Source organism: Microvirga sp. GN3 (assembly GCF_055792825.1).
Window position 1 is genome coordinate 24,145 of record NZ_JBVVAK010000036.1, and the last position, 23,201, is coordinate 47,345.

A 23,201-nucleotide genomic window follows, 5' to 3' on the forward strand; every position below is an offset into this window, starting at 1 on the left:
ATCGTTACTTACGTTACGTCAAGTGCGATCTCATCAAAACTCGCTGGTCCCCCTGGAAGGTATCAAGGGGCTTGCAGAAGCGTCTGGCGATCAGGATTTTGGCAGAACGAACCCAATGCGAGGGTACCGCCTGCAGCTGGCCCGCTGACACCATCAGCTTGCCTGATCAGACAGAACGCGGCAAAGGTGCATGACCTTTTCCCGCCCTCATGTGTTGTGCCTCCTGTGAGGCCAGCGGGGAGATTGTGCGGGAATGGGGTCGAACGGGGACATTCTGGATTGCCTGATCGTTGGTGGAGGGCCGGCAGGGCTGACGACGGGTCTGTACCTGGCCCGTTTCAAGCGCCGGTTCGCGGTGGTGGACGGCGGAACGCCGCGGGCGGCCTGGATTCCGACCAGTCACAACATCCCCGTCTTCGCCGAGGGCATCTCCGGTGAGGATATCCTGGCCCGCGCCCGGGCCTGCCTCGAGCAATACGGCGCTCCGATCCGGACGGGGCAGGTCACCGGCCTGCGCAAGCAGCCGGATCGTTTCATCGGGGTGGTGGAGGGCAATGATGGCAGCACGTGCCAGATCGCGGCCAAGCGCGTGGTGCTGGCCACCGGCTCCGTCGATATCGAGCCCGATCTACCCGACTTGCCCAATGCGGTGCAGCGTGGCCTCGTTCGGTATTGCCCGATCTGCGACGGTTATGAATCGCGGGATCGGAAGATCGCCGTCATCGCCTATGGTTCACATGGGATAGGGGAGGCGGTCTTCATCGCCCGCACCTATTCCCGTGATGTGACCCTGCTTACCCTGGGGCAACCTCTGGAGCTGAATTCGGAGCAGCGGGGAAGGCTCGAGGAACACGACATCAAGGTCGTCGAAACGCCGGTCGAGTCCCTCGACATGGAAGACGACCGGATCTCCGCCGTGCATATGGGCGGCAAGGAGCACCGCTTCGACGTGCTCTATTCGGCGCTCGGGCTCAAGTACCGATCGGATCTCGCGATCTCGCTCGGCGCAGAACATGACAAGTCGGGTGCCCTCATCGTCGACCGCCATTGCCAGACGAGCGTCAAAGGCCTTTATGCCGCGGGCGACATCGTTCGCGGTCTCGACCAGATCGTGGTCGGGATGGGGCACGCGGCGCTCGCCGCGACCCACATCCACAATCACTGCGAATTGCCGACCGAGGATGAACCCGGCGGCGCGTGATCCGATCTCTTAAGTGAGCGCCTTCGCCAGAAGCGGCAGGCTGATGTCCATGCGGTAATCGACCGAGGAATGGTCGTCGTGGAATTCCTCGTAGGTGTGCGGAATGCCGGCGGCTTCGAGCTTCCGGTGCATGATCCGCGAACCATAGACCATGTTGTATTGGTCGATGTCTCCGCAATCGATGAAGAAGGTCTTCAGTTTGCGCAGGTTTGCCTGATACTCGGCCTGATCGACCATGCGCAAAGGATCCCAGCGCAGCCAGTTGTCCCAGCGCTCCTCGATGATCTCGCAGGTCTGAAGATCGACCGGCAGGCGGATGCCGTAGAACTGGCTCGGATCGGGATCGAAGCTCGCGGCCTGGGCGAGCAGCATCAACGTATGCCAGTCCTTATCCTTGGCCTTCGGACCGGCCTCGAATTTGCGTAAGAAAGCCTCGATGGACATGTTGTGGTCGACGAGGTGGCGCAGCGCGCCGGCGAATTCGCCGAGGTGATAGAGATACTCGAAACCCACATCGCCGGAATGGGAGGCCGCCGCCGACCAGACCGAGCCGCCGTGGCGCAGGGCATGGACCATGGCGCCGAAGCCGCCCGAGCTCTTGCCGAACACGCCCCGGCGCCCGTCTCCGCCGCAACCGAAGCGCTCCTCGACGAAGGGCAGCATCTCGCGGATCAGGAAGGTCTCCCAAAGCCCCATGGCCGCGCTGTCCACATATTGGTTGCCGCCAAGGCGCGTGAAGCAATCGGGGAAGGCCACGACGACCGGCGGCATGGCGCCCGTGCCGATCAGGCGGTCGAGGCGCTCCGGTAGGTTTTCGCTGTAGTTCTTCCAGTTGGTATGGGCCGGCCCGCCCGCCGTATAGCCGACGAGGTCCACGAGGAGAGGCAGGTGCCGGCCGTCATGGCCCGCCGGTACATAGACATCGATCCGGCGGCGGGACGGGTCCCCGAGAAGGTTGCCCTTGAGGCTTTGGCTGTCGAGCCAGAGGCTATGTACCGTGCCGACCGGCACATCATGGTCCTTGCGCATCGTCACCCTCGTTCATCCAATCGCCCATGATGTGAGCGCCGAACGGGCACTTGTCCAGAATCCGGGCCCTTACGGCGGTTAATAAGTCCTTATCGCACCTAGCCATTCCAAGCGCTGCGGGTCTACGGTGCAGCCCGATGCGTCATAGCTTGGGGGATCTTATGAGCGACAGTTTCTTGCCACGATGGAGCCTAAAGACCGAAGGCGTCATCATGCCGGACGAACGGCTGCCGACCGGCCAGATGGTGATCGTGGGCCTGCAGCATGTGGTGGCCATGTTCGGTGCAACCGTGTTGGCGCCGATCCTGATGGGTTTCGATCCCAACGTCTCGATCCTGTTCTCGGGTCTTGCCACCATCATCTTCTTCTTCGTGGTCGGCGGCCGGGTGCCGAGCTATCTCGGCTCGAGCTTCGCCTTCATCGGGCCCGTCCTCGTCGCCACGGGCGCGAGCGTGGGCAGCCCCAATCCGAACATTGCCCTGGCACTCGGCGGCATCATCGCGGCGGGTGCGCTTTATTTCCTGATCGGCGTCGTGGTGCAGATGGCGGGACACCGCTGGATCGAGCGGCTGATGCCGCCGGTGGTGACGGGCGCCATCGTGGCCGCCATCGGCCTCGTGCTGGCGCCGATTGCCATCAACAGCGCCTCCGGGGTCACGCCCGATAATGCGGCCGGCAACGATTTCGCGCGCTGGATCGCGCTCGCCACCGTCGTGGCGGTGGGCCTCGTCGCCGTCTATGCGCCGGGCACGGCGCGCCGCCTGCCAGTGCTGATCGGCGGTGCCGCCGGCTACCTGATCTACTACATCTGCGCCAACATCTTAGGGCTCGGGCAGCCGATCGACTTCACCAAGATCGGTCAGGCCGCCTGGTTCGGTCTTCCGACCTTCCAGAGCCCGGTCTTCGATGCGCGGGCGATCAGCCTGATCGCTCCCGTGGCGATCATCCTGGTGGCCGAGAACCTCGGGCACATCAAGGCCATCGGCGCTATGACCGGCCGCAACCTCGATCCCTATCTCGGCCGCGCCTTCATGGGCGACGGTCTTGCCACCATGCTGTCCGGCTCTGCCGGCGGCACGGGCATGACCACTTACGCCGAGAACATGGGCGTGATGGCCGTGACCCGCATCTACTCGACGCTGGTCTTCGTCATCGCGGCCGGCTTCGCGCTGCTTCTCGGCCTGTCGCCCAAGTTCGGAGCCTTCATCGGCACCATTCCGGGGCCGGTGCTCGGCGGGTTGTCCATTGTGGTGTTCGGCCTGATCGCCGCGACCGCGGGCCGGATCTGGGTGGAGAACCGGGTCGATTTCTCGAACCCGCGCAATCTCATCACCGTGGCGGTGGCCCTCGTCCTCGGGGCCGGCAACTTCAAGCTGAACGTTGCGGGCTTCACGCTTGATGGCATCGGCACGGCCACCTTCGGCGCGATCATCCTCTATCACATCCTGCGGATGGCACCTGCGCCGGCCGAGCGTCCGCACGCAGCGGAATAGGTACAGTCCTTTTCCAGGAACACGCCTTTGGAGCCCGCGTTGAGCCTCAACGCGGGCTTCGTCTTGCGTGGCCTTTCTCGATCCCGGCCGCTCGAAGCTCCGCATCCTTTTCCTGCATGGGAGATGCCATGAGTTCCGAACAGAAACAGACCTTGCCGCCTCAGGTCCAGGATCAGCAGCCCGGTCATGAGACCGAGATGAATCCGCGTCCCGACTACGAGCCCCGCTATCCCGGCAGCGGGCGATTGAAAGGGAAGGTTGCCCTCATCACCGGCGGCGACAGCGGCATCGGGCGTGCGACCGCCGTTCTCTTCGCCCGCGAAGGCGCCGATCTCGCCATCCTGTATCTGAACGAAAGCGAGGATGCGCAGGAGACGAAGCGGCTCATCGAGCGGGAAGGGCGCACATGCCTGACCATCGCCGGCGATGTCGGCGATCCGGATTTCTGCCGCTCTGCCGTCGATCAGATCATCAAGCGTTTCGGCAAGCTCGACGTGCTCGTCAACAATGCGGCCGAGCAGCATCCGAAGAAGGACATCGGCGAGATTACGCCGGATCAGATCGACCGCACCTTCCGCACCAACATCTTCGGCTATTTCTACATGGTGCAGGCCGCCAAGCCGCACCTCAGGAAGGGAGCTGCAATCGTCAACACCGCCTCGGTGACGGCTTATCGCGGTAGTGGAGATCTTCTCGACTACAGCGCCACCAAAGGCGCCATCGTGGCCTTCACGCGCTCGCTGGCGCAGAAGCTTGCAAGCGAGGGAATCCGCGTCAATGGCGTCGCACCCGGTCCGATCTGGACGCCGCTCATTCCATCGACCTTTCCGGCCGAGAAGGTGAAGCAGTTCGGGGCCAACACGCCCATGGAGCGTCCCGGACAACCGAACGAGGTGGCGCCGTCCTTCCTGTTCCTGGCTTGCGAGGATTCCTCTTACATCACCGGTTCGGTTCTGCATCCGAATGGTGGCGATCCGACAGAGGCTTGAATAACAAAAAGGGCGGCCTGAAGGGCCGCCCGCTTTACGATTGCCGTTACTGCATCAATGTCTGCGACGGACACGCACCGGAACGAGTCCATGCGCAGGTGTCGTCAAGGCGAAGAAAAGCATGATGGCTGAAAGCGAACCGCCGATCAGGAAGAGTACTTCTGCAATTTCGACCTGAGAAACCGCACCAGTGATGGCTGAAAGGGCAGTAACAGCGGCAAAGATACAAAATGCACGAAGGGCAACTGAACGAGTCATTGACCATCTCTCCCAAGTGATCTGGAAAACGTATGGGTTGAAGGCAAGTTCCATGCGAATAAAAGCCTGCCAAACTACTTTTGAATGATTGATGAATGCCGACGATCATGCTTCGCGCAATGGAACCCTACAGTCGCGCTTGGCGTTGTTTGAGCATCGTCGGCTTGAAGTCGATTGTACTTTAGCGAGGTAACACCATGCTCGGTTGGGCAGTCACTTTTCTCATTATCGCTCTGGTCGCCGCTCTGTTCGGCTTCGGTGGTATCGCCGGTACCGCTGTCGAGATCGCCAAGCTGATCTTCTTCGTCGCGATCGTTCTCTTCGCCATCTCGGCCGTCATCGGCCTGCTGCGTGGACGAAGCCCCATGTGACGGCAGACGCATCCTTATTCGCAAACGCCGCTCCGAAAGGGCGGCGTTTTCGTTTGTGCTGCTGACATGACAGGGTGTGCGAGGTCAGCCCTGCAGGGCAGCTCGTGTCATGCTGTCGGGGCCGAGGTCCTCGATGTCGTCGACATTCAACAGCGAGGCGAGACGAAACCGCGCCCGGTTCACGCGGCTCTTGATGGTGCCGACCGCGCAGCCGCAGATATGCGCGGCTTCCTCGTAGGAAAAGCCCGAGGCGCCGACCAGAAGCAGTGCTTCTCTTTGGTCGGGCGGAAGCTTGGAGAGAGCGCTCCGGAAATCCTCGAAATCCAGGTGTGAGCCCTGTTCGGGCTGCACCTTCAGGCGTCCGGCATAGGACCCGTCCGGATCCTCGACCTCACGGCGGCGCTTGCGATACTCGGAGTGGAAGAGATTGCGCAGGATGGTGAAGAGCCAGGCATTCAGGTTCGTTCCCGGCTCGAACCGATGCAGATTGGCCAAAGCTCTTAAGAGGGTGTCCTGAACGAGATCGTCTGCCCTGTCGACTTGACCCGAGAGCGAGATAGCGAAGGCGCGAAGGCTGGGGACCGCCGCGAGAAGAGCATCTCGTAACTCCGGTTCGGGTTCTGGGGTCATTGAGACCCCCCCTTTCCTCCGTTCTTCTTGTCCAGCTGGTCAAGCAGTTCCTTGAAACGGTCAGGGACAGGCTGCTGCATGAGCTCGTCATACATGGCGCGCAGTTGGTCGCCGATGCGCTTTTGGCTGCCGCTGTCGAGCTTAGGATCGGTTGCAAGCTTATCGCTCACGGACGTGTCCAGAATGGTCCGAGCAAGCTTGTTCCCCTTATCAACCGTCATCGTCGTCCCCTTGCCATCCCATTATCTTTCAGAGGGATAGCCAACCTTGGCAATATCCATATATTGGTTTTCGAGCAATAACGCTGGTTGCGGCACCCGGTTCCATCCATGGAACTTTTGCAGCTTTGCCACGTTGAATGGTCCGTCGGTACAACGAGTCAAAAGCACAGTTAAGGGGAAGCGAATGTCGACAGCGCAGCTTGTCGTCCAGCATTTACCGTATCTTCGCCGCTACGCACGCGCTCTCACAGGCAGCCAGATGGCTGGAGACGCCTATGTGGCTGCCACCTTGGAAACCCTCGTCAGCGAGCCTGAGACCATCGGCCCTTCCGGAAACGTGAAGGTCGAGCTCTTCCAGGTCTTCACCCGAATCTGGAATTCCCTGTCAGTGAACGGCCGCAGCGAGCAGATCCAGCGCGATCTGCCGGCGGAAGTCCGTCTCGGACAGATCACCCCGCTGCCCCGCCAAGCCTTCCTCTTGTCCTGCCTTGAAGGTTTCGGAGAGGAAGAGGTCGGCCAGATCCTCGACGTCGATACGAAGACCGTTCGTGAACTCGTCGACGAAGCGGGCCGGGAACTGGCGGCCGACATGGCCACCGATATTCTCATCATCGAGGATGAGCCTCTGATCGCCATGGATCTCGAGGCTCTGGTCGAAGGCCTTGGCCACAACGTGACGGGCGTCGCCCGCACCAGGACAGAGGCCGTGAAGCTCGCCACGGCGAAGCAGCCGGGTCTGATTCTTGCCGATATCCAGCTTGCGGATGGCAGCTCCGGTCTCGACGCCGTCAACGATCTCCTCAAGGCCTTCGAGGTACCGGTGATCTTCATCACAGCCTATCCCGAGCGCTTCCTCACCGGTGAGCGGCCCGAGCCGGCCTTCCTGATCGCCAAGCCCTTCCAGCCGGCGAATGTTTCGGCCGTTATCAGTCAGGCCCTGTTCTTCCAGCAGAGCGCCCGGCGTCGCGAGGCGCGGGCCGCCACGGCCTGATCCCAAAGCGACAGGGGTTACCAAGTAATCGCCCGGCCTCTGGCCGGGCTTTTCTTTTATGATGATGTATTCAGGGCAAAAAAAGACGGGCTCATGAGCCCGTCTAAGGTGCCGGCCAATGCACAAGGGGAATGCGGGGAGGACCAGGAGGCCGGTGCTTTAAGAACGCCCTATCGAAAACAAAGGTTCCCAGCTTTTTTATGCCCCTTTTTATTCGCCACTCCTACGGAAGCAGACAGGAACATCAAAGATATGGTCGCGTTGTTTTCTCGAATTGCTGAGGTGGATAGCAGGAGAGGGGAATGTTCCGCACACCCGTAGCTTTGGTCGGACTGGCTGGGGCTTTCTTCGTGGCCGGAAGTTTCGCCCCCGCGTCCTTCAATATGCCGCCCCTGATGCAATCCGAAGCTCTGGCTCTCGCGGCCGCCGGATCGGTCAAGGGTGACCGGATCTCTGCGCCGGTCCCAGCCAGCAAGCCGGCAGCGGTGTCGATCGTGGAACTGATCGGAGTCACCAATGCTGCCGTGATCCTGCGCGACCATGATGGAAAGGTGCTTTACAAGTCGGATCCACGCACAGGGATCACGATCTTCGCGCGAGACACGGATCTGCCCGTCGTCACTCTCAAGGACGAGACGGACAACCCTGTCGCCCAACATCCCGCCCGCCGTCAGGAAGGCATCGAGGCTCCGCGGGAACAGAAGCCGAAAGCCCGCAATCCGGTCGGCTGTGTGGGCGATGTCAGTCCGTTGGTGAAAGGCAACGCTAATCGGATGCCGAGCCTCTGCCTCGCGCTGCTAGAGCAATCCCTTTCGTGAAGGCGATCAGAGCCGCAATAATCTCACCGAAAGCCAATGTCGTCGCAGCCTCGCTGCCGGATGGGTCCTGTTCTCGCCGTGATTGAGCCTAGCGATCACACGTCAGTCAGGTTGTGGCATCCACCCGCTTTTCATTGGAACCAATCGTCTGAGAGTTGGTTGCCGTTATCGGCATATCTGCGCTGCTTGTCGGTTGATGAGTGGCAATGGAAATGTGTTGTCTCTGAATATTAACAAGTATTCAGGTTTAGTATCGAAATATAAAGCCAGATAACATTGTCTTGATTAAGGCGTTATTCGGAACGGTTGCTGGTGCCGCGCGTTACACTCCCGCGCACTTCGGTGCCAACGCGATTTAATGGATCCTCAGGAGAAAAAACAATGCTGAAGAAGCATATGGCAGCTTGCCTTGTAGTGACGGCCTTCGCGGCTGCACCCGCCTTCGCACAGACCTCGGCCCCCTCGGGTTCGACCGAACGTCCGGCTGCAACGGGTTCCGGCTCGACCACCACGGGCTCGCCGGCCATGCAGCCTGGCGCATCCACCACGAGTCCGTCTTCGACCACCATGGGTCAGAGCAGCGCCATGTCCGGTCAGTTTATGACCAAGATGGACGCCAACCAGATCATGGCCTCCGATCTGATCGGCACCCGCGTGGTCAGTGCCAACAACGAGTCCATCGGCGACATCAATGATGTCATCCTCGATCGCAATGGTCAGGTCATGGCGGCTGTCGTGGGCGTGGGTGGTTTCCTTGGAATCGGCGAGAAGGATGTGGCCGTTCCGTTCAAGTCGCTTGAGTTCATGAGCGCCCAGCAGGCACAGGCCCTGGATAGCAGCAAAAACGTCAACACGACCGGCTCGACGGCTACGACGACTGCTCCTGGCTCGACGGCTGGCTCGTCCAACACGGCGGCGAACACGTCCTCGAGCGACCCGAACGAGCCCGAGCGAGTCGTTCTCCGCATGACGAAGGCCGAGCTGCAGGCTGCTCCGGCGTTCGATGATGACGACGACGCCAACCGCTCGACCACTGGTACAACCGGGACGACGACTGTTCCGAAGCAGTAATCGGAACGCGGTTCCGTCGGTAAGCGGCGTCCGGGGCACACCCGGGCGCCGTTTCTGTTTGCGGTGCGCACGATACTCTAAGCGGTTGAGGTCGAAACGCGGTCCCAGGGAACCGCTTCTGAAAACCCGAAAGAAAGTTTCCCGAGCCCGTTCGGTTCGATCCGATCGGGCAAGACGTCTTGCCGCACGGAACCGAGGATTGGCGCATACGTTGCCGTTTCAAGAGCGATGAGAGGGAACGACCATGACCGCCACGAACGAACTGGACGCGGTGCTGTGCCAGGAGGAACTCCCGGACGAGTTTTCCCGGCTCACTTCGAGTTCTCCCCCAAGAGACAGGCCGTCTGTGGCCTCGATGCTCAGTGGCATCATTCCCGTTTGCTCTCAGGACGAGGTGACCTGTCCTCTGTTGCTGAGGCGGCATCTCCTCGTCCCGGCGCTGCCTCATGTGGTGCCGACGGGAACCGTGCCGCGTATCTAAGGTTCGCCCATTGATGGTTGAAGTGTCGTCCTATTCATCAGCACCTGGATCCGTCGCATTTCTGCTCCATCCGAGTGCGGTGCCGGTCATCGATGTGTTCCGGTCGCTCAGCAGTCTTGACGATCAATACGATCTTTCCCTGCTCGATGGGCCTGAACAGGCGCTTGCGACCTATACCAAGCCAGAAACGGCCAAGGGGATCGTTTCCGATGCGTTGCTGCTGGCATTCGCTCTGACCCGGCAACGGGGCAGGCCGTTCTCGCACCGTCCCATCGGATCTCGCCATGGGAGCTTGGATGAATACTGCCTGCTGACCCTGCTCGGTTCCGCACGCAATCCCGCGTCAGACGTGGCAATCGAGGCGGCGGCATTTCTGGATATCGTATCGCTGGATTTCATGGTGGCTCTTGCGGGCGGCCTCATCCGCCAGATGGATCTCGGCGCCATCGTGTTCGAGCCCCCGAGCCTGACCGAGTTCAGGGCTCTTATGGGCGATGGGCCGTCCGAAGAGATCCTCATCGAGGCTGCTTCGGGCAAGGCCGAATTCAACTTCCGAAACTAGGGTACTCATAACCGCTACAGGACGGCGGCGAGATGTACGCTGCCAAGGTAGACAGCGGCGGGCCGGTCATACCGGGTAGCAAGCCACCGGCAGTCTTTCGGGTGGCAGATATACGCCCGATCTCGTTGCGTCCCCTGAGAGCACGCGGCTGAAGCAGCTTTTCCAGCGCCGGCTCGCTTTGAGCGGAATGTTTAGGACGGCGCTCTGGCTCTTGATCAGGGTGCGGATGCGGTCGCTGTCGTAAGCGCGGTCAGCATGCACGATGCAACGCTGCGGCTTATCGGGGAGTTTCTCAATGACTGAACCGGGGCGGCCGCCCGCCTCAGATATCATGGCAACCTTTCTGGTCGAGCAGGCGTTCGCACCGAACCTGCCCGGAGGAGAGCACATGAACGTGCAGAAGATCTACACCGTATTGCTGACCGCAGACCTTGCGGCGGCCGAAGGCTGGTATACGAAGCTGCTCGGTCGCGGACCTGACTATCGGCCGATGGACACGATGGTGCAGTGGGAGATCTTCGATCAGGGCGGGCTAGCGCTTTCAACCGACGACAAGATCGCCGGCAGGGGCGTGATGTTCTTGATCGTCGACGATGTCGCGGCCGAGCGCCGCAGGCTGGAGGGCCTGGGGATCGTGCTCGGAGATGACATGGCGGGCGACTACTCGACGCTGGCGCAGGTGCGTGATCCTGACGGCAACCTGCTCACGCTGGCGACGCCGCCCTCGCGGCCCTATCCGCCGGCATGACCGCGCCGGAAGAGCGAAATTCGCTTCAAGCGATCAATGCACCGGCCGATGAAGGCTGGCCCCCGAGTTGGATTCGAACCAACGGCGCTCGATTAACAGTCGAGAGCTCTAAAGCTGCGCTATCGGAGACCACTTGCGGAGGCGGGCGTATAGCAGCGTCAGGTCACGTGGCTTGTTCGGCAGCAGCGGCGCGAGGCGCGCCCTTTGCTCGTCGCTCAACCAAAACTCCGACGCCACAAACCTCCCCAATCTACGGAGAGGCTGAGTCACAACGCGACGCCCCTGTGAATCCCCTTTATGGGACTCAGCCCTAGGTCCTTTCCTGGACGGGCGCTGTGAAAAGCCCCGACATCCGTCTGTTCAACCCGACCTGCTGCTGCCACGATACCGCCTGTCGGAAATCATTCGTTCGGACGATGGAATGATCGTAACCGGGGCCCCAGCGTGAGTCGCATCGCAGCCTTTGCCCTGATGGCGCTCATCTGGGGGCTGACGTGGTTGCCGATGAAGGTGGCCTCCGAGGTCGTTCCGCCGATCTTTCTCGCTGCGGCCCGTTTCCTGCTTGCCGGACTTGGCTTCTTCCTGATCGCAAAGGCCCAGAGCCTGCCCCTGTCTTCCAACCAGTTCGGCCGCGTTGTTGCCGCCTCGCTCCTGATCACCACGGGTTGCTACAGTTTCCTGTTCTGGGGTGTCGCGATGGCTCCCAGCGGTCTATCGGCGATCGTGAATCTGTCGTTGATGCCGATCTTCCTCATCATCATCGGGGCCCTCTACGGCCAGGAGCGCATCACGAAACGACGGGTGGGTGCCATTGGACTGGGAGTCCTGGGGCTCATGCTCCTGTTTTCCGGTCGAACAGGTGCGGCTCAAAGTGGCACCATGGCAGCCTTTGGCCTTGTCGCCGTTGCTATTGGGACCGTTTCCTATGCCTGGGGCTCCGTGATCAGCCGGCCGCTGACCCTGTCCATGCCGCCTCTGGCGCTGGCCTTCTGGCAAAGTCTCATCGGTGGGATAGCGCTCGTTCCCGTTTCCCTCCTCATCGAAGGATACGATCCGGCGTATTTCGCGGCCCTTTCCGAGCCGAGAGCTCTTTTCGGTCTCGGTATTCTGGTGCTGGGAGGCTCGCTGATCGCCTTCTGGATCTATCTCGGGCTCGTGCGCGACTGGGGCGCCTTTCGGGCCGGGCTGTATTCCTTCGTCAGCCCGGTCATCGCCGTCGCCGTCGGAAGCATTTATGCGGCCGAGCCGTTCGGGTGGGCTGAAGGTCTCGGCATGGGAATCATGCTGGCCGCGACTGCTCTCTCCCTGTCGGAGAAAAGGGCCGGCAAGGCCGCTGCCCTGGCTTGAGCCTGTCGCAAGAGGCTTCTGACGCGCTCAAAAGTAAAGGGGCCGTTTGGCGGCCCCTAAACCGTAAGAAATGGAAATGAATTATTCCTGGTTGCCGCGGGTGCTGCCTGAGGCTTGACCGCCTTTGCGGCCCGCTTCGGAGGCGAGTTCACGATCCTGAGAGAAGGAACGCTTCTCGGCGGGAACGCTCTTGCCGCCTTTGCTCGCAATCTCCCGCTGCCGGTCAGAATCCATCGACGCGAAGCCACGCTTCGAGGTCGAACTACCTGGCGTCATTTAAGCCTCCTTATCGAATGGTGTTCGTGATTCTTAACCGCTCGCGGATTCGATGGTTCCGGTAAGGAAGAGGGAACCTTTGCAAAAAATTTCATGAAAATATTCATCCAATACGAATTGTTACGCTTAGCTCAAATGTTTGAGCCCGATAAACGTGGCAACAACATGATCATGGGAATATGAACCAAGAAGGTACTTGCCTGGGGCCAAGTTGAAAGGCGGGCTCTATTTACGAATAAGTCGGATGCCAAGCTCAGTCTCTTCTCTTGAAAAGATCGCGCTGCACAACGGCGAGCGCTGAACTTCCATGGGAGGACTCGGCATCGGCGATGGCACTGAGACCGGAGGAGATGATTGTCGGCTCCGATCAGTATAAAAGGCTTGGCGCAAGCGTTCCTCCCGGGACGCTCAGGACGATGCTCAGGAGGAGAGGGCGGGATGATCTACGACGACAATAACGTGTTCGCGAAGATTCTGCGCGGCGAGCTTCCCTGTCATAAGGTCTACGAAACGGATCAGGTTCTCGCCTTCATGGACGTCATGCCGCGCGGCGACGGGCACGTGCTGGTGATCCCGAAAATCAAGGCCCGCAATCTGCTGGATGTCGCACCGGACGATCTGGCCGAACTGGTGAAGGCGGTTCAGATCGTGGGAAAGGCCACGAAGAACGCACTGTCGGCCGATGGCCTGACGATCCAGCAGTTCAATGAGAGCGCAGGCGGGCAGGTGGTCTTCCACATCCACTTCCACGTGCTTCCCCGCTTCGAAGGGGTGGCGTTGAAGCCCCATACGGGTCAGATGGAAAAGCCGGAAGTCCTGGCGGATTTCGCCTCCAAGATCCGCGCCGCCTTGGCGGCATGACTGGGTAAGTCATGGGCGGCAGCAGCGCATGCCTGCCGCCGCCCGTTCACGGGGTCAGTCCACCCAATCGAGCGAGCGGGCGATGGCCTTGTCCCAGACGGCGTTCAGCCGTTCGCGGCGGGATGCCTCCATGGCCGGAACCCAGCGCTTGTCGACGGCCCAATTGCGCACCAGTTCGTCGGTTCCGCTCCAGAATCCCGTTGCCAGCCCGGCGGCATAAGCGGCGCCGAGCGCGGTGGTCTCGATCACCTTGGGACGCACCACGGGGACGTTCAGGATATCGGCCTGGAACTGCATCAGAAGCTCGTTGACGACCATGCCGCCATCCGTGCGCAGTTCCTTGACGGCGATGCCGGTATCCTTGGTCATGGCATCCAGCACTTCGCGGGTCTGGAAAGCGGTGGCCTCGATCGCGGCACGGGCGATGTGGCCTTTGTTGGCGAAGCGCGTCAGGCCGCCGATCAGGCCGCGGGCATGGGAGTTCCAGTGCGGTGCATAGAGGCCCGAGAACGCGGGCACGATGGTCACGCCGCCATTGTCGTCGACCCCGCGGGCGAGAGTCTCGATTTCGCTGCTGTTCCGGATGAGGCCGAGATTGTCCCGCAGCCAGTGTACCAGCGCGCCGGCAATGGCGATCGAGCCTTCCAGAGCATAGACGGTCTTTCCCTGGCCGAAGCGGTATCCCACGGTGGTGAGCAGGCCGCATTTCGAAGGGTAGGGGGTCTCGCCGGTATTCATGAGCATGAAGCAGCCGGTGCCGTAGGTGTTCTTCACCTCGCCCTGCTGGAAGCAGGCCTGCCCCACGAGCGCCGCCTGCTGATCGCCGAGAATGCCCGCGATGGGAACGCCGGCGAGACTGCCGGTCGCCTCGCCATAGACTTCGCTCGACGAACGGATCTGCGGCAGGCAGGCTTTCGGGATGTCGAACAGGCTCAGGATCTCCTCGTCCCAATCGAGACTCTGGAGATTCATGAGCTGCGTGCGGCTGGCATTTGTCACGTCAGTGATGTGGCATCCGCCATTGGCACCGCCTGTCAGGTTCCAGACCAGCCAGGTGTCGATATTGCCGAACAGCACATCACCGGCCGCAGCCTTGTCCCGGGCGCCCGGCACGTTGTCGAGGAGCCAACGCAGTTTCAGACCCGAAAAGTAGCTCGCCAGCGGCAGGCCGGTCTTGTCGCGCAACCGGTCATGGCCGCCATCCTTGGCGAATTCCTCGACGACGGAATCGACGCGGGTGTCCTGCCAGACGAGAGCATTGTAGAGAGGCTTGCCGGTGCGTCGGTCCCAGATCAGCGTCGTCTCGCGCTGGTTGGTGATGCCGATGGCGGCGAGGTCCTGGGGCTTCAGGCCCTTCTTCGCCAGGGCGTCCTGGATGACCTCTTGCGTGTTGCGCCAGATCTCGAGCGGGTGGTGTTCCACATGACCAGGCTTGGGATAGATCTGCTCGTGTTCCTTCTGGCCGACGGAGACGATTGCTCCTGCCTTGTCGAACACGATGAAGCGCGAGCTGGTCGTGCCCTGATCGATGGCGCCGATATACTGAGCCATGGCCTCCCCCGAAAATGTTGTTATTGCGCAGCTATGGCGGCCGCGCGGTTCTTTGCAATGTATGCATCGATCTTAGCCGCGGCGTCGGCCGGCATGTGCAGACCGAGCTTGGAGCGCCGCCAGAGGATGTCCTCAGCACTGCGCGCCCATTCACGGCGCGCCAGATAATCGACCTCCGCCGCCGTCAGTCCGGCGCCGAAATCCTCACCGAGATCGGCGAGCGACTTTGCGGAGCCCAGGAGCTCTTCCATCCGCGTGCCATAGGCGCGTGCCAGGCGATGGGCGAGATGTTCGGGCAGGAAGGGCCATCGCTGGCGTACGGTGGCGAAGAAGCGGTCGAAATCCGCATCCGGCATGTCGCCGCCCGGCATCTTGGCCTTTTCCGTCCAGGACGGCTTCATGGTGGGGAAATAGGCCTTCAGCTCGTCGAGGGCGTGCTCTGCGAGCTTGCGGAAGGTGGTGATCTTGCCGCCGAAAATCGACAGAACCGGCGCCTGACCCTGCGGCGCGTCCATATCGAACACATAGTCGCGGGTCACGGCGGAGGCGTTGGTCGAGCCGTCGTCGAAGAGCGGGCGCACGCCGGAATAGGTCCAGACCACGTCTGCCGGCGTCACCGACTTCTTGAAGAAGTGGTTCACGACGTTGCAGAGATATTGGATCTCGTCCTGGCTGATTTCCACCTTCTTGTCCGGTACGGACTCGACCGGGATGTCGGTCGTGCCGATGAGAGTGAACTTCTCCTGATAGGGGATCGCGAAGACGATCCGCTTGTCCGTGTTCTGGAGAATGAAGGCTTCCTTGGTGTCGAAGAGCTTGGGCACCACGATGTGGCTGCCCTTCACCAGACGTACGTTCTTGGTGGTGTTGAGACCGAGCTTGGAGTTCAGCACGTCCGCCACGAAAGGGCCGCCGGCATTGACGACAACCTTGGCGCGAACCTCCTCGCTCTGCCTCGTCTCCACGTTCTGGAGGGTGGCCACCCAAATGTCGCCGTCGCGGCGGGCGGAGGTGAGCTTGGTACGGACCCGGATGTCGGCACCTTTCTCGAAGGCGTCGAGGGCGTTGAGGGCCACCATGCGGCTGTCCTCGACCCAGCAGTCGGAATAGACGAAGGCCGTGTCGAAGCCTGGCTTCAGGGCTTGGCCGGCAAGATGGCGCGTCAGATGGATCGTCTCGGTGCCCGGCAGTTTCTTGCGCGGGGCAAGGTGGTCGTAAAGGAACAGACCAAGACGCACGAACCAGGCTGGGCGGATGCCCTTTTCATGGGGCAGGATGAAGCGCAGGGGCCAGATGATGTGGGGGGCGGATTCCAACAGGCGCTCGCGCTCGAACAGGGCCTCGCGCACCAGCCGGAATTCGTAGTATTCCAGATAGCGCAAGCCGCCATGGATCAGCTTCGTGGAGGCGGAGGAGGTGTAGCCGGCCAGATCGCCCTGCTCGCAGAGCACCACCGAGAGGCCCCGGCCCACCGCATCACGCGCGATGCCTGCGCCGTTGATGCCGCCGCCCACAATCAGAAGATCAGTCACTGTCGTCACGAAACTTGTCTTTCCTGCAACCCGGTTACCCCGAAGTCCTGCACATGATTTCTTTAGCCGTCTAAAGCAAGCGAATTTTTGAGGACGTCAGGGCTCCCTTGCCAAGGCTAGGTTTAGCATGAAAGCGACCAGGGAGCACACGGCCATGCCTAAGCATAGCAGCAGCACGGCGTCATAATTGCCCCGCCAGGCCCAGAGGGCGCCGAAAGCGAAGGGGGCGCCTGCCATGGCGATCCGGACCGGCATGGCAATCATGCCCTGAATGGTTCCGTAATCCTCACGGCCGAACAGCTCCGGTGGGAGGAGAGCCCGCACGATGGTGAGCATTCCGTTGGCTGCACCGTAGAAGGCAGCAAAGCCCAAGATCAGCCAGGAGCCAGCCGGGACGAAGGGCAGGAGGATGAAGGCAAGGACGCTCAGGGCCATGGTCGCCACCCCGATCCCTCTCAGGCTCATGGCGCGCTCACCAAACCCGGTCAGGAACCGGGCCGCGACCTGGGCCGGTCCGATCACCGTATAGGCAGTCACGGCAGCGTCGATAGTGAAGCCCCTCTCAAGCAGGATCGGGATTAGGTGAACTGGTATCCCGGTCGAAATCATCCCCTGAAGAATATTAGTAACGACAAAGAGCCAGAAAGCCGGTTTGGCGAGCACACGGCGGGGATCCGAAACAGGGCGGGCAGCGATGTGGCTTTCGCTGCTGTGCTTTGGCCGGACTGGCGCAGCTGGGATGCTTGCCGCATGCAGCAACGCGCAGATTGCCAGGTTCAAGGCAGCCAGAACGAGCAGCGCGCCGCGCCAGCCATAGGCCTCGATGAGCAGATGGGTGAGGGGGATGAAGACCGTGCTGGCAAAGCCGCCAACGAGGGTCATGATGGTGATCCCGCGGCGGGTCAAAAGGCCGAGCCGGGACGCCAGAACCGCAAAGCCCGGTTCGTAGAACACGGCACTCATGGCCGCGCCCATGCCGAGCCAGATCAGCACGAAGGCCGGATAATAATCCGTCCAAGCCCAGAGCGCGAGAAGCAGGGCCGCGAGGACGGAGCCGCCCGTCATGACGGCCCGGCCATAGCCCCGGTCGATCAGGCGGCCAATGGGGACCGCAAAGAAGGCGGAGGAAGCGAGGGCGAGGGAGTAGGCGGCGGTCAGGGCTGTTTTCGACCATCCAAGCTCCTGCTCCATCGGCTCGATGATGAGCGCGAAGGCGTAGAAGAGCGTTCCATATGAGATCAGCTGCGTGAATGACAGGGCCGAGACAAAACGCCAGGGCATGGAGCCGGAGGGAGACATCCCTGCTTTATGTCAGGCCTTGCGGTTGACGGATAGGTTTTTAGCCTCCATATGCACAGCAGGCGACGGCGCCCGGCTAGTGCATCGTGCGGAAAAGTGGATCCGGTTTTCCGCCCTCAACGATGCGCCAGCATAAGAATAAGCATCGGATGGATCCCAAAAGTGCAAGTCCACTTTTGGGTCCGATGCTCAGGCGCTTGAGTGGGACTGCGTGACGGATAATCGCGAAACGGCGAAGACCCCGGTCCCCTTCTTCAATCGCTTGATCATACGACGGCCCCATCACGCGGGCCCTCGCCTCAAGAGCCCTGAAGCGCCTTTGCTTTCTCAAGCCGAACCTGCTTTGCGGCTCACCGCATCCGTTCGAAAGACGATACCACTTTGACACTCTTCACCGATTTCGGATTGGCTCAGCCGATCCTGAAGGCCTTGTCTGCCGAGGGCTATGAGAAGCCCACGCCGATCCAGGCCCAGACCATTCCCTATGCCATGGAAGGCCGCGACGTCTGCGGCATTGCCCAGACCGGCACCGGCAAGACGGCGGCCTTCGCGCTGCCGATCCTGCATCGCCTGAACGCGAACCCGAAGCCGCGCAAGCACAAGAGCGCCCGCGTGCTCGTGCTCAGCCCGACCCGCGAGCTCTCCGGCCAGATCGCCGACAGCTTCCGCGCCTATGGCCGGAACCTTCGCCTCACCACTGAGGTGGTGTTCGGCGGCGTCACCATCTCCCGCCAGGAGAAGGCGCTGGCGAACGGCGTCGACGTGCTCGTCGCCACGCCCGGCCGCCTGATCGATCTGGTGGACCGCCGGTCCCTGTCCCTGCGGGACATCGAGATACTCGTCCTCGACGAGGCCGATCAGATGCTCGATCTCGGCTTCATCCATGCGCTCAAGCGCATCGTGACCCTGCTTCCGAAGGAGCGCCAGAGCCTGTTCTTCTCGGCCACCATGCCGAAGACGATCTCGACGCTGGCCGATTCCTTCCTCCGCGATCCGGCCCATGTGGCCGTCACGCCTGTGGCGACGACCGCCGAGCGTGTGGAGCAGAGCGTGATCTTCGTGCAGACCGGCCGCAAGCAGGTTCTGCTCGAAACGCTCCTGCGCGATCCGTCCATCGACCGCGTCCTCGTCTTCACCCGCACCAAGCACGGCGCGGACAAGGTCGTACGCGGTCTTGACAAGGCCGGCATCGCCGGAGCCGCCATTCACGGCAACAAGTCGCAGCCGCAGCGTGAGCGCGCGCTCGCAGGCTTCCGTGACGGCTCCTGCCGGGTTCTGGTGGCGACGGATATTGCCGCGCGCGGCATCGATGTCGACGGCGTTTCGCATGTCATCAACTACGACCTGCCGAATGTGCCGGAATCTTACGTCCACCGTATCGGCCGCACGGCCCGCGCGGGCGCGACCGGTCTTGCGATCTCGTTCTGCAACGACGAGGAAAAGGCTTACCTGAAGGACATCGAGAAGCTGACCCGCCTCAAGGTGCCGGTCATGCCTCTGCCGGAAGGCCTGCCGGCCGCCCCTGCAGGTGGTGAGACCTCCGAGCGTCGCGAGCCGCAGCGCGGCCGTCCGGCTCCCCATGCCCGCGGGCATCAGGGCCATGGCCAGCCACGCAGCGCCGATCCGAACGCAGATCGGGGCCCCAAGCGTCGTCGGGGTCGCGGTGGCAAGCCCGGCGGCAACGCTCAGCTGCAGGGCGGCCAGCCTACCGGGAACCAGCAGAGGCCCGCACAGGATCAGCGCCCGGCGCAAGGCCAACGTCCGGCACAGGGACAGCGTCCCGTCCAGGGAAAGCCAGCAGCCGGTCGTCAGGACGGACGCCGCGGCGATGGAGCCCAGGTGGCGTGGCTCGAAAAGAGCCCGCGCCGCCGCTAAGGCTGAACATGGAAAAGGCGCCTCAGGGCGCCTTTTTTATTGGATTTAGTTCGACGCCTTCCATAGCAGATGTTACACAGAAACGCTTGCTGCGGGGTAGGTGATGCATTGGTACGTCTTGAGGCTATTGCTTTTTTGGTTACGCAATCTGGCTCTTGGCGTGGGCGTCTTTTTTTAGGCGTGGCTTTTGCTGCAAGCTTCTGGGGAGCTTTATCGACAGAGAGTAATCGCAGAGCCTTTGCACCAGCTTTTATCGATCAGCTAATCATTTATGGTTTGCCTGCTCTTCTAGCGGGGTTGTGTCTTAGCGTTGTTATCACATCTGGCCGGAGACGCCTCTTTTGGGCGTTGGGAATTATCCCTGGTTCTCCAATCTTGCTTCTGATGCTTGCCTTTGCCGGCCTTGTCTCTGGAGCACCTGGCGAGGTCAACAGGGCTCAGCTCGAAGATGGCAGATTGCTAATGTTAGGTATTGAATCGATTCCAACCGATGTTGTGTATAGGCTTTGGCAGGCAGAGGATCGCTATGGGCTTGTTTGGCGGAAATTGTCAGACGTTCAACTTACTTATTCCGAGGATGGCTCTTGGACAGATGATCCCGCGTTGATTGCCACGCCTGATGGCAAGCGCGTCCTTGTTCGACGAGGTGGTATCTGGACCGATTGCCTTGAGGCGACGCAGGAATTTAAGCAGTGCCCGGGGGTTCACGGCGCGCTCGATTGGACAAGACCTACAGAATGGCTCCAACAATCAGAGCAAATTGCGAGCATCACAGGTTTACTACCCGGTCCAATAGAAAAATAGCCAATTTGTGAGGCGCTCGTCCATGAAATTGCGAGTGCTATAGAAATCTCCCGCGATACCTCAGATCGTTAGTTTAAGGAGACATCACTCGATGGCGAAGCGCGCCGGAAGTGCCGATCTGCCACTGCATACCGGTCATGTGCCGAAATGGCTGGCCGACCGCATGACGCGCCTCGGCGGCGTGGTGACTGAGGCCATCGTGCACCATTACGGGCGCGACGAGCTGCTGCGCCGGCTTGCGCATCCCTTCTGGTTCCAATCCTTCGGCGCGGTGATGGGCATGGACTGGCACTCCTCCGGCATCACCACCAGCGTCATCGGGGCGCTGAAGCGCGGGTTGACGCCGCTCTCGAAAGAGCTCGGGATTCACGTCTGCGGCGGACGGGGGAAGAACTCACGACAGACGCCTCATGAATTGGTTGCCATCGGCGAGCGCGTCGGCTTCGACGGTGCTGCACTCGCAGATGCCAGCCGGCTCGTGGCGAAGGTCGACAGCGCGGCGATCCAGGATGGTTTCGATCTTTATCTCCACGGCTTCATCGTCACGGATGACGGCAAGTGGGCGGTGGTGCAGCAGGGGATGAACGACACGTCCCGGCTCGCGCGCCGCTACCATTGGCTGTCCGAAGATCTGAAGAGCTTCGTCGATGAACCGCACACGGCCATCGACGGCAAAGGGCAGGGCACCATCGTCAATCTCACGGATCGACGGGCGGAGGCTTCTCGCAGGGCTCAGATCGAGATTTTGGGCTCCTTGGGACCTGATGGTGTCGCCCGCAAATTCCTGGCGCTCGAAGAGCGCGAGCCGGAGGCGACGCTCGCCGCGAGTCCACAGCCGCTGCTGCCGCATCTGGTGATGCCCGAGCATCACGACGTTCGCGCGAAGGATGTGGTGCTGCGACGGCTGCACGGGACCCTCGCTGCAGCAGCGGATCGAGGGCCTACGGATTTTCCCGAACTGCTGATGACGCCCGGCGTTGGACCACGGACGGTCCAGGCGCTCGCCATGGTGGCGGAGGTCGTGCACGGAACGCCATGCCGCTTCAGCGACCCGGCTCGTTTCTCTTTGGCTCACGGTGGAAAGGACCGGCATCCGTATCCGGTACCGGTGCGCGTCTATGACGAAACCATTCGGGTGCTGAAATCGGCGGTCCAGAAGGCGAAGCTCGGACAGCAGGAAGAGCTGTTCGCTCTGAAAAGGCTCGACGACCAAGCCCGTCAGCTTGAACGCCATGCCAAAGGTCCGGATGTGGAAGAGCACATCCGCCAGGAGCGGGCAAAATCCCATTCCTATGGCGGCCGCTCCATCTTCGGAGACGAGCCGCCACCGGACGATAGCGTTTAGCGCTGCGCCTTCTGCAACAGGTTCTTATCCAGCATCACGTGGACGCCCTTGTTGCCGTTGACCACCTGCGTGATCCGTAAGTCAGCCGCGAGGCTGCACAGGGCATAGGCCTCTGGCTTCGTGATGCCGGTACGGGCGACAATCAGGTCGATCATGTCGCGTAGCGCGATGACCACGCAATCGTCGAGATCCGGATCGAAGGCCATGGTCATGACATGCGTCGGCGTCTCGGCCATCGGCCAGGTGAGGCGCATATCCTCGCGCAGATGCAGCTCGAAGGTGCCGATCAACCCAGTCTCGATGGCAGTGACGCAGACCTCGCCATCGCCCTGTACACCATGCCCGTCGCCAACGGAGAACAGGGCGCCGTCCACATGAATCGGCAGATAGAGAGTCGTTCCGGCAACAAGTTCCTTGTTGTCGAGATTGCCGCCGTTGCGACGCGGCGGCAGGGTGCTGAGCGCACCCCAGGCGGCGGGTGGTGCAACGGCCATGACGCCGAAGAACGGCTTCAAGGGCAGTTCCAATCCCCACGGCAATCGGCCGATCATCCGCTCGCGGTCGAGCGGAATGGTCATGAAGTGAATCTCGTCGAAATCGTCGGGCAGGGCGCCTTTGAGCGGTGCGGAATAGGTGAAGCCCCAGTCGTAATGCAGCTCGATGTCCTTGATGCGCACTTCCAGAACCTGACCGGCTTTGGCGCCGCGGATTGCGACCGGGCCGGTGCAGATGTGACCCGGCAGCTTCGGCTTGTGGGCAGCATGTATGGCCGACAGCGCTTGCGGGACCACGAAAGGCGCCTTCGGCATCGCCTCCGGGCCGCCCGACACGGTGGAAATCGTGACCGTATCTCCGGAATCGACCGTCAGCAGTGGCGGCAGCTGTGCGTCGAAATAGCCCCAGTGGATGGTCTCGGGGGATGCGTCGAGTCGGTGTCTGGCCACGGGATACCTCGGAGTGAAATCGAGCAATGCCGGTGCATCGCGCAGCACCGGTCCTGGTTGTGTCGCATGTTCTGCCGTCGATGAAAACGATTCCGCAGCCCGGCTCGATCTAGAAATTTCCGAGATTGAAAATGTTGCCGTCCGGATCCTTGAACCATGCCACGCGCAGCTTGCCGAAAACATGGATGTCCCCGTCACGCGTCGCGTCAGGCATGTCGTAATGCTCGAAGGTGACGCCCTTCGCCTTCAGAGCCTGAATGACGGCGTCCAGGTCGTTGCCGAGTGGCCACGTGACAGCGGTTGCTTGGTTGGTTCCAGCGAATGCCGATTCATAGACAAGGATGGTTGAAGAGCCTGCACGATAGCCCTGCACACCACTCTCATCGCCTTCAACAGGCTCGAGGCCCAGTGTGTTCTCGTAGAAGGTCCTGACTTTAGCCAGATCCTTGACCGCAACGGTCGCGAGCGCATCCTTCGTAGCGAGCAGTGTCGGCTTCATATCCA

Annotated in this window: 25 protein-coding genes and 1 tRNA gene; 15 read left to right on the top strand and 11 right to left on the bottom strand. The window is 61.4% G+C overall.

Annotation, left to right across the window (positions count from 1 at the left end; translation table 11 throughout):
- Positions 1 to 253: 253 nt before the first annotated feature.
- Positions 254 to 1,201: an NAD(P)/FAD-dependent oxidoreductase gene (locus tag ACS5Q1_RS18410; protein ID WP_473099552.1), complete on the top strand. Its 948-nt coding sequence runs from the start codon at positions 254 to 256 to the stop codon at positions 1,199 to 1,201.
- A 9-nt stretch (positions 1,202 to 1,210) separates the two neighbouring features.
- On the opposite strand, the gene ACS5Q1_RS18415 is transcribed toward ACS5Q1_RS18410, so the two are convergent.
- Complete coding sequence (locus tag ACS5Q1_RS18415) at positions 1,211 to 2,230, bottom strand: alpha/beta hydrolase (protein WP_473099553.1); 1,020 nt, start codon at positions 2,228 to 2,230, stop codon at positions 1,211 to 1,213.
- Between the two features lie 161 nt (positions 2,231 to 2,391).
- Between ACS5Q1_RS18415 and ACS5Q1_RS18420 the strand changes: the two genes are divergently transcribed.
- Positions 2,392 to 3,723 carry a solute carrier family 23 protein gene (locus ACS5Q1_RS18420; protein WP_473099554.1) on the top strand — a complete coding sequence of 444 codons (1,332 nt, stop codon included), beginning with the start codon at positions 2,392 to 2,394 and terminating at the stop codon, positions 3,721 to 3,723.
- Between the two features lie 128 nt (positions 3,724 to 3,851).
- Positions 3,852 to 4,712: an SDR family oxidoreductase gene (locus ACS5Q1_RS18425; protein ID WP_473099555.1), complete on the top strand. Its 861-nt coding sequence runs from the start codon at positions 3,852 to 3,854 to the stop codon at positions 4,710 to 4,712.
- Between the two features lie 54 nt (positions 4,713 to 4,766).
- Here the strand turns inward: ACS5Q1_RS18425 and ACS5Q1_RS18430 are convergent, their stop codons facing one another.
- On the bottom strand, positions 4,767 to 4,970 hold the full coding sequence (locus ACS5Q1_RS18430) for a hypothetical protein (protein ID WP_473099556.1): 204 nt from the start codon (positions 4,968 to 4,970) through the stop codon (positions 4,767 to 4,769).
- A gap of 197 nt (positions 4,971 to 5,167) precedes the next feature.
- Here ACS5Q1_RS18430 and ACS5Q1_RS18435 point away from each other — a divergent pair, with 197 nt between their 5' ends.
- Positions 5,168 to 5,341, top strand: a complete 174-nt coding sequence (locus ACS5Q1_RS18435) for a DUF1328 domain-containing protein (protein ID WP_009494036.1) — start codon at positions 5,168 to 5,170, stop codon at positions 5,339 to 5,341.
- A gap of 84 nt (positions 5,342 to 5,425) precedes the next feature.
- Here ACS5Q1_RS18435 and ACS5Q1_RS18440 read toward each other — a convergent pair whose 3' ends face one another.
- Entirely contained in the window at positions 5,426 to 5,971 is a 546-nt protein-coding gene (locus ACS5Q1_RS18440) for a sigma-70 family RNA polymerase sigma factor (RefSeq protein ID WP_203440515.1), read from the bottom strand.
- A complete protein-coding gene (locus ACS5Q1_RS18445; protein ID WP_473099557.1) occupies positions 5,968 to 6,192 on the bottom strand; it encodes a NepR family anti-sigma factor in 225 nt (74 codons plus the stop codon). The genes ACS5Q1_RS18440 and ACS5Q1_RS18445 overlap by 4 nt, the downstream gene beginning before the upstream one ends.
- Positions 6,193 to 6,376: 184 nt before the next feature.
- Between ACS5Q1_RS18445 and ACS5Q1_RS18450 the strand changes: the two genes are divergently transcribed.
- From ACS5Q1_RS18450 to ACS5Q1_RS18475, 6 genes are all read left to right on the top strand, one after another.
- Entirely contained in the window at positions 6,377 to 7,183 is an 807-nt protein-coding gene (locus tag ACS5Q1_RS18450; RefSeq protein WP_203440513.1) for a response regulator, read from the top strand.
- Positions 7,184 to 7,485: 302 nt separating this feature from the next.
- Positions 7,486 to 8,001 (top strand): hypothetical protein, encoded by a 516-nt coding sequence (locus tag ACS5Q1_RS18455; protein ID WP_473099558.1) that lies wholly within the window; start codon positions 7,486 to 7,488, stop codon positions 7,999 to 8,001.
- A 381-nt stretch (positions 8,002 to 8,382) separates the two neighbouring features.
- Positions 8,383 to 9,072 carry a PRC-barrel domain-containing protein gene (locus tag ACS5Q1_RS18460; RefSeq protein WP_473099559.1) on the top strand — a complete coding sequence of 230 codons (690 nt, stop codon included), beginning with the start codon at positions 8,383 to 8,385 and terminating at the stop codon, positions 9,070 to 9,072.
- Positions 9,073 to 9,316: 244 nt separating this feature from the next.
- Positions 9,317 to 9,553: a hypothetical protein gene (locus ACS5Q1_RS18465; protein WP_203440510.1), complete on the top strand. Its 237-nt coding sequence runs from the start codon at positions 9,317 to 9,319 to the stop codon at positions 9,551 to 9,553.
- A gap of 13 nt (positions 9,554 to 9,566) precedes the next feature.
- Positions 9,567 to 10,115 carry a hypothetical protein gene (locus ACS5Q1_RS18470; RefSeq protein WP_473099560.1) on the top strand — a complete coding sequence of 183 codons (549 nt, stop codon included), beginning with the start codon at positions 9,567 to 9,569 and terminating at the stop codon, positions 10,113 to 10,115.
- Between the two features lie 331 nt (positions 10,116 to 10,446).
- On the top strand, positions 10,447 to 10,863 hold the full coding sequence (locus ACS5Q1_RS18475) for a VOC family protein (RefSeq protein ID WP_473099561.1): 417 nt from the start codon (positions 10,447 to 10,449) through the stop codon (positions 10,861 to 10,863).
- 58 nt (positions 10,864 to 10,921) lie between these two features.
- Here ACS5Q1_RS18475 and ACS5Q1_RS18480 read toward each other — a convergent pair.
- Positions 10,922 to 10,992, bottom strand: a tRNA-Asn gene (locus ACS5Q1_RS18480).
- Between the two features lie 315 nt (positions 10,993 to 11,307).
- Between ACS5Q1_RS18480 and ACS5Q1_RS18485 the strand changes: the two genes are divergently transcribed.
- The gene (locus ACS5Q1_RS18485; RefSeq protein ID WP_473099562.1) at positions 11,308 to 12,210 is read left to right on the top strand and encodes a DMT family transporter; all 903 of its coding nucleotides are present in this window, start codon (positions 11,308 to 11,310) and stop codon (positions 12,208 to 12,210) included.
- Between the two features lie 81 nt (positions 12,211 to 12,291).
- Here the strand turns inward: ACS5Q1_RS18485 and ACS5Q1_RS18490 are convergent, their stop codons facing one another.
- Positions 12,292 to 12,486, bottom strand: coding sequence for a con-10 family general stress protein (locus ACS5Q1_RS18490; protein WP_099508661.1), 195 nt, complete (start codon positions 12,484 to 12,486; stop codon positions 12,292 to 12,294).
- A 438-nt stretch (positions 12,487 to 12,924) separates the two neighbouring features.
- Between ACS5Q1_RS18490 and ACS5Q1_RS18495 the strand changes: the two genes are divergently transcribed.
- Positions 12,925 to 13,347, top strand: a complete 423-nt coding sequence (locus tag ACS5Q1_RS18495) for an HIT family protein (protein WP_473099563.1) — start codon at positions 12,925 to 12,927, stop codon at positions 13,345 to 13,347.
- A 54-nt stretch (positions 13,348 to 13,401) separates the two neighbouring features.
- Here the strand turns inward: ACS5Q1_RS18495 and glpK are convergent, their stop codons facing one another.
- The 3 genes from glpK to ACS5Q1_RS18510 form a co-directional block, all read right to left on the bottom strand.
- Entirely contained in the window at positions 13,402 to 14,898 is a 1,497-nt protein-coding gene (glpK, locus tag ACS5Q1_RS18500; RefSeq protein WP_473099564.1) for a glycerol kinase GlpK, read from the bottom strand.
- 20 nt (positions 14,899 to 14,918) lie between these two features.
- A complete protein-coding gene (locus ACS5Q1_RS18505) occupies positions 14,919 to 16,439 on the bottom strand; it encodes a glycerol-3-phosphate dehydrogenase (protein ID WP_473099565.1) in 1,521 nt (506 codons plus the stop codon).
- 87 nt (positions 16,440 to 16,526) lie between these two features.
- The gene (locus tag ACS5Q1_RS18510; RefSeq protein ID WP_473099566.1) at positions 16,527 to 17,729 is read right to left on the bottom strand and encodes an MFS transporter; all 1,203 of its coding nucleotides are present in this window, start codon (positions 17,727 to 17,729) and stop codon (positions 16,527 to 16,529) included.
- A gap of 381 nt (positions 17,730 to 18,110) precedes the next feature.
- On the opposite strand from ACS5Q1_RS18510, the gene ACS5Q1_RS18515 reads away from it, so the two are divergent.
- The 3 genes from ACS5Q1_RS18515 to ACS5Q1_RS18525 all read left to right on the top strand — a co-directional run bounded on the left by ACS5Q1_RS18515 (position 18,111) and on the right by ACS5Q1_RS18525 (position 21,753).
- A complete protein-coding gene (locus ACS5Q1_RS18515; protein ID WP_473099567.1) occupies positions 18,111 to 19,604 on the top strand; it encodes a DEAD/DEAH box helicase in 1,494 nt (497 codons plus the stop codon).
- 108 nt (positions 19,605 to 19,712) lie between these two features.
- Complete coding sequence (locus ACS5Q1_RS18520) at positions 19,713 to 20,408, top strand: hypothetical protein (protein WP_473099568.1); 696 nt, start codon at positions 19,713 to 19,715, stop codon at positions 20,406 to 20,408.
- A 91-nt stretch (positions 20,409 to 20,499) separates the two neighbouring features.
- A complete protein-coding gene (locus ACS5Q1_RS18525) occupies positions 20,500 to 21,753 on the top strand; it encodes a DUF763 domain-containing protein (protein WP_473099569.1) in 1,254 nt (417 codons plus the stop codon).
- Here the strand turns inward: ACS5Q1_RS18525 and ACS5Q1_RS18530 are convergent.
- Together ACS5Q1_RS18530 and ACS5Q1_RS18535 are read right to left on the bottom strand one after the other, a co-directional pair.
- Positions 21,750 to 22,697 (bottom strand): acetamidase/formamidase family protein, encoded by a 948-nt coding sequence (locus ACS5Q1_RS18530; RefSeq protein WP_473099570.1) that lies wholly within the window; start codon positions 22,695 to 22,697, stop codon positions 21,750 to 21,752. The genes ACS5Q1_RS18525 and ACS5Q1_RS18530 overlap by 4 nt on opposite strands.
- A 109-nt stretch (positions 22,698 to 22,806) precedes the next feature.
- Positions 22,807 to 23,196, bottom strand: a complete 390-nt coding sequence (locus ACS5Q1_RS18535) for a VOC family protein (RefSeq protein WP_473099571.1) — start codon at positions 23,194 to 23,196, stop codon at positions 22,807 to 22,809.
- Positions 23,197 to 23,201 lie beyond the last annotated feature (5 nt).

What these genes read in the sequence shown, in the direction of transcription:
- ACS5Q1_RS18410 (WP_473099552.1), top strand. Translation starts at nt 254, where the DNA reads ATGGGGTCGAACGGGGACATTCTGGATTGCCTGATCGTTGGTGGAGGG.
- ACS5Q1_RS18415 (WP_473099553.1), bottom strand. Translation starts at nt 2,230, where the DNA reads ATGCGCAAGGACCATGATGTGCCGGTCGGCACGGTACATAGCCTCTGG.
- ACS5Q1_RS18420 (WP_473099554.1), top strand. Translation starts at nt 2,392, where the DNA reads ATGAGCGACAGTTTCTTGCCACGATGGAGCCTAAAGACCGAAGGCGTC.
- ACS5Q1_RS18425 (WP_473099555.1), top strand. Translation starts at nt 3,852, where the DNA reads ATGAGTTCCGAACAGAAACAGACCTTGCCGCCTCAGGTCCAGGATCAG.
- ACS5Q1_RS18430 (WP_473099556.1), bottom strand. Translation starts at nt 4,970, where the DNA reads ATGACTCGTTCAGTTGCCCTTCGTGCATTTTGTATCTTTGCCGCTGTT.
- ACS5Q1_RS18435 (WP_009494036.1), top strand. Translation starts at nt 5,168, where the DNA reads ATGCTCGGTTGGGCAGTCACTTTTCTCATTATCGCTCTGGTCGCCGCT.
- ACS5Q1_RS18440 (WP_203440515.1), bottom strand. Translation starts at nt 5,971, where the DNA reads ATGACCCCAGAACCCGAACCGGAGTTACGAGATGCTCTTCTCGCGGCG.
- ACS5Q1_RS18445 (WP_473099557.1), bottom strand. Translation starts at nt 6,192, where the DNA reads ATGACGGTTGATAAGGGGAACAAGCTTGCTCGGACCATTCTGGACACG.
- ACS5Q1_RS18450 (WP_203440513.1), top strand. Translation starts at nt 6,377, where the DNA reads ATGTCGACAGCGCAGCTTGTCGTCCAGCATTTACCGTATCTTCGCCGC.
- ACS5Q1_RS18455 (WP_473099558.1), top strand. Translation starts at nt 7,486, where the DNA reads ATGTTCCGCACACCCGTAGCTTTGGTCGGACTGGCTGGGGCTTTCTTC.
- ACS5Q1_RS18460 (WP_473099559.1), top strand. Translation starts at nt 8,383, where the DNA reads ATGCTGAAGAAGCATATGGCAGCTTGCCTTGTAGTGACGGCCTTCGCG.
- ACS5Q1_RS18465 (WP_203440510.1), top strand. Translation starts at nt 9,317, where the DNA reads ATGACCGCCACGAACGAACTGGACGCGGTGCTGTGCCAGGAGGAACTC.
- ACS5Q1_RS18470 (WP_473099560.1), top strand. Translation starts at nt 9,567, where the DNA reads ATGGTTGAAGTGTCGTCCTATTCATCAGCACCTGGATCCGTCGCATTT.
- ACS5Q1_RS18475 (WP_473099561.1), top strand. Translation starts at nt 10,447, where the DNA reads ATGGCAACCTTTCTGGTCGAGCAGGCGTTCGCACCGAACCTGCCCGGA.
- ACS5Q1_RS18490 (WP_099508661.1), bottom strand. Translation starts at nt 12,486, where the DNA reads ATGACGCCAGGTAGTTCGACCTCGAAGCGTGGCTTCGCGTCGATGGAT.
- ACS5Q1_RS18495 (WP_473099563.1), top strand. Translation starts at nt 12,925, where the DNA reads ATGATCTACGACGACAATAACGTGTTCGCGAAGATTCTGCGCGGCGAG.
- glpK (WP_473099564.1), bottom strand. Translation starts at nt 14,898, where the DNA reads ATGGCTCAGTATATCGGCGCCATCGATCAGGGCACGACCAGCTCGCGC.
- ACS5Q1_RS18510 (WP_473099566.1), bottom strand. Translation starts at nt 17,729, where the DNA reads ATGTCTCCCTCCGGCTCCATGCCCTGGCGTTTTGTCTCGGCCCTGTCA.
- ACS5Q1_RS18525 (WP_473099569.1), top strand. Translation starts at nt 20,500, where the DNA reads ATGGCGAAGCGCGCCGGAAGTGCCGATCTGCCACTGCATACCGGTCAT.
- ACS5Q1_RS18535 (WP_473099571.1), bottom strand. Translation starts at nt 23,196, where the DNA reads ATGAAGCCGACACTGCTCGCTACGAAGGATGCGCTCGCGACCGTTGCG.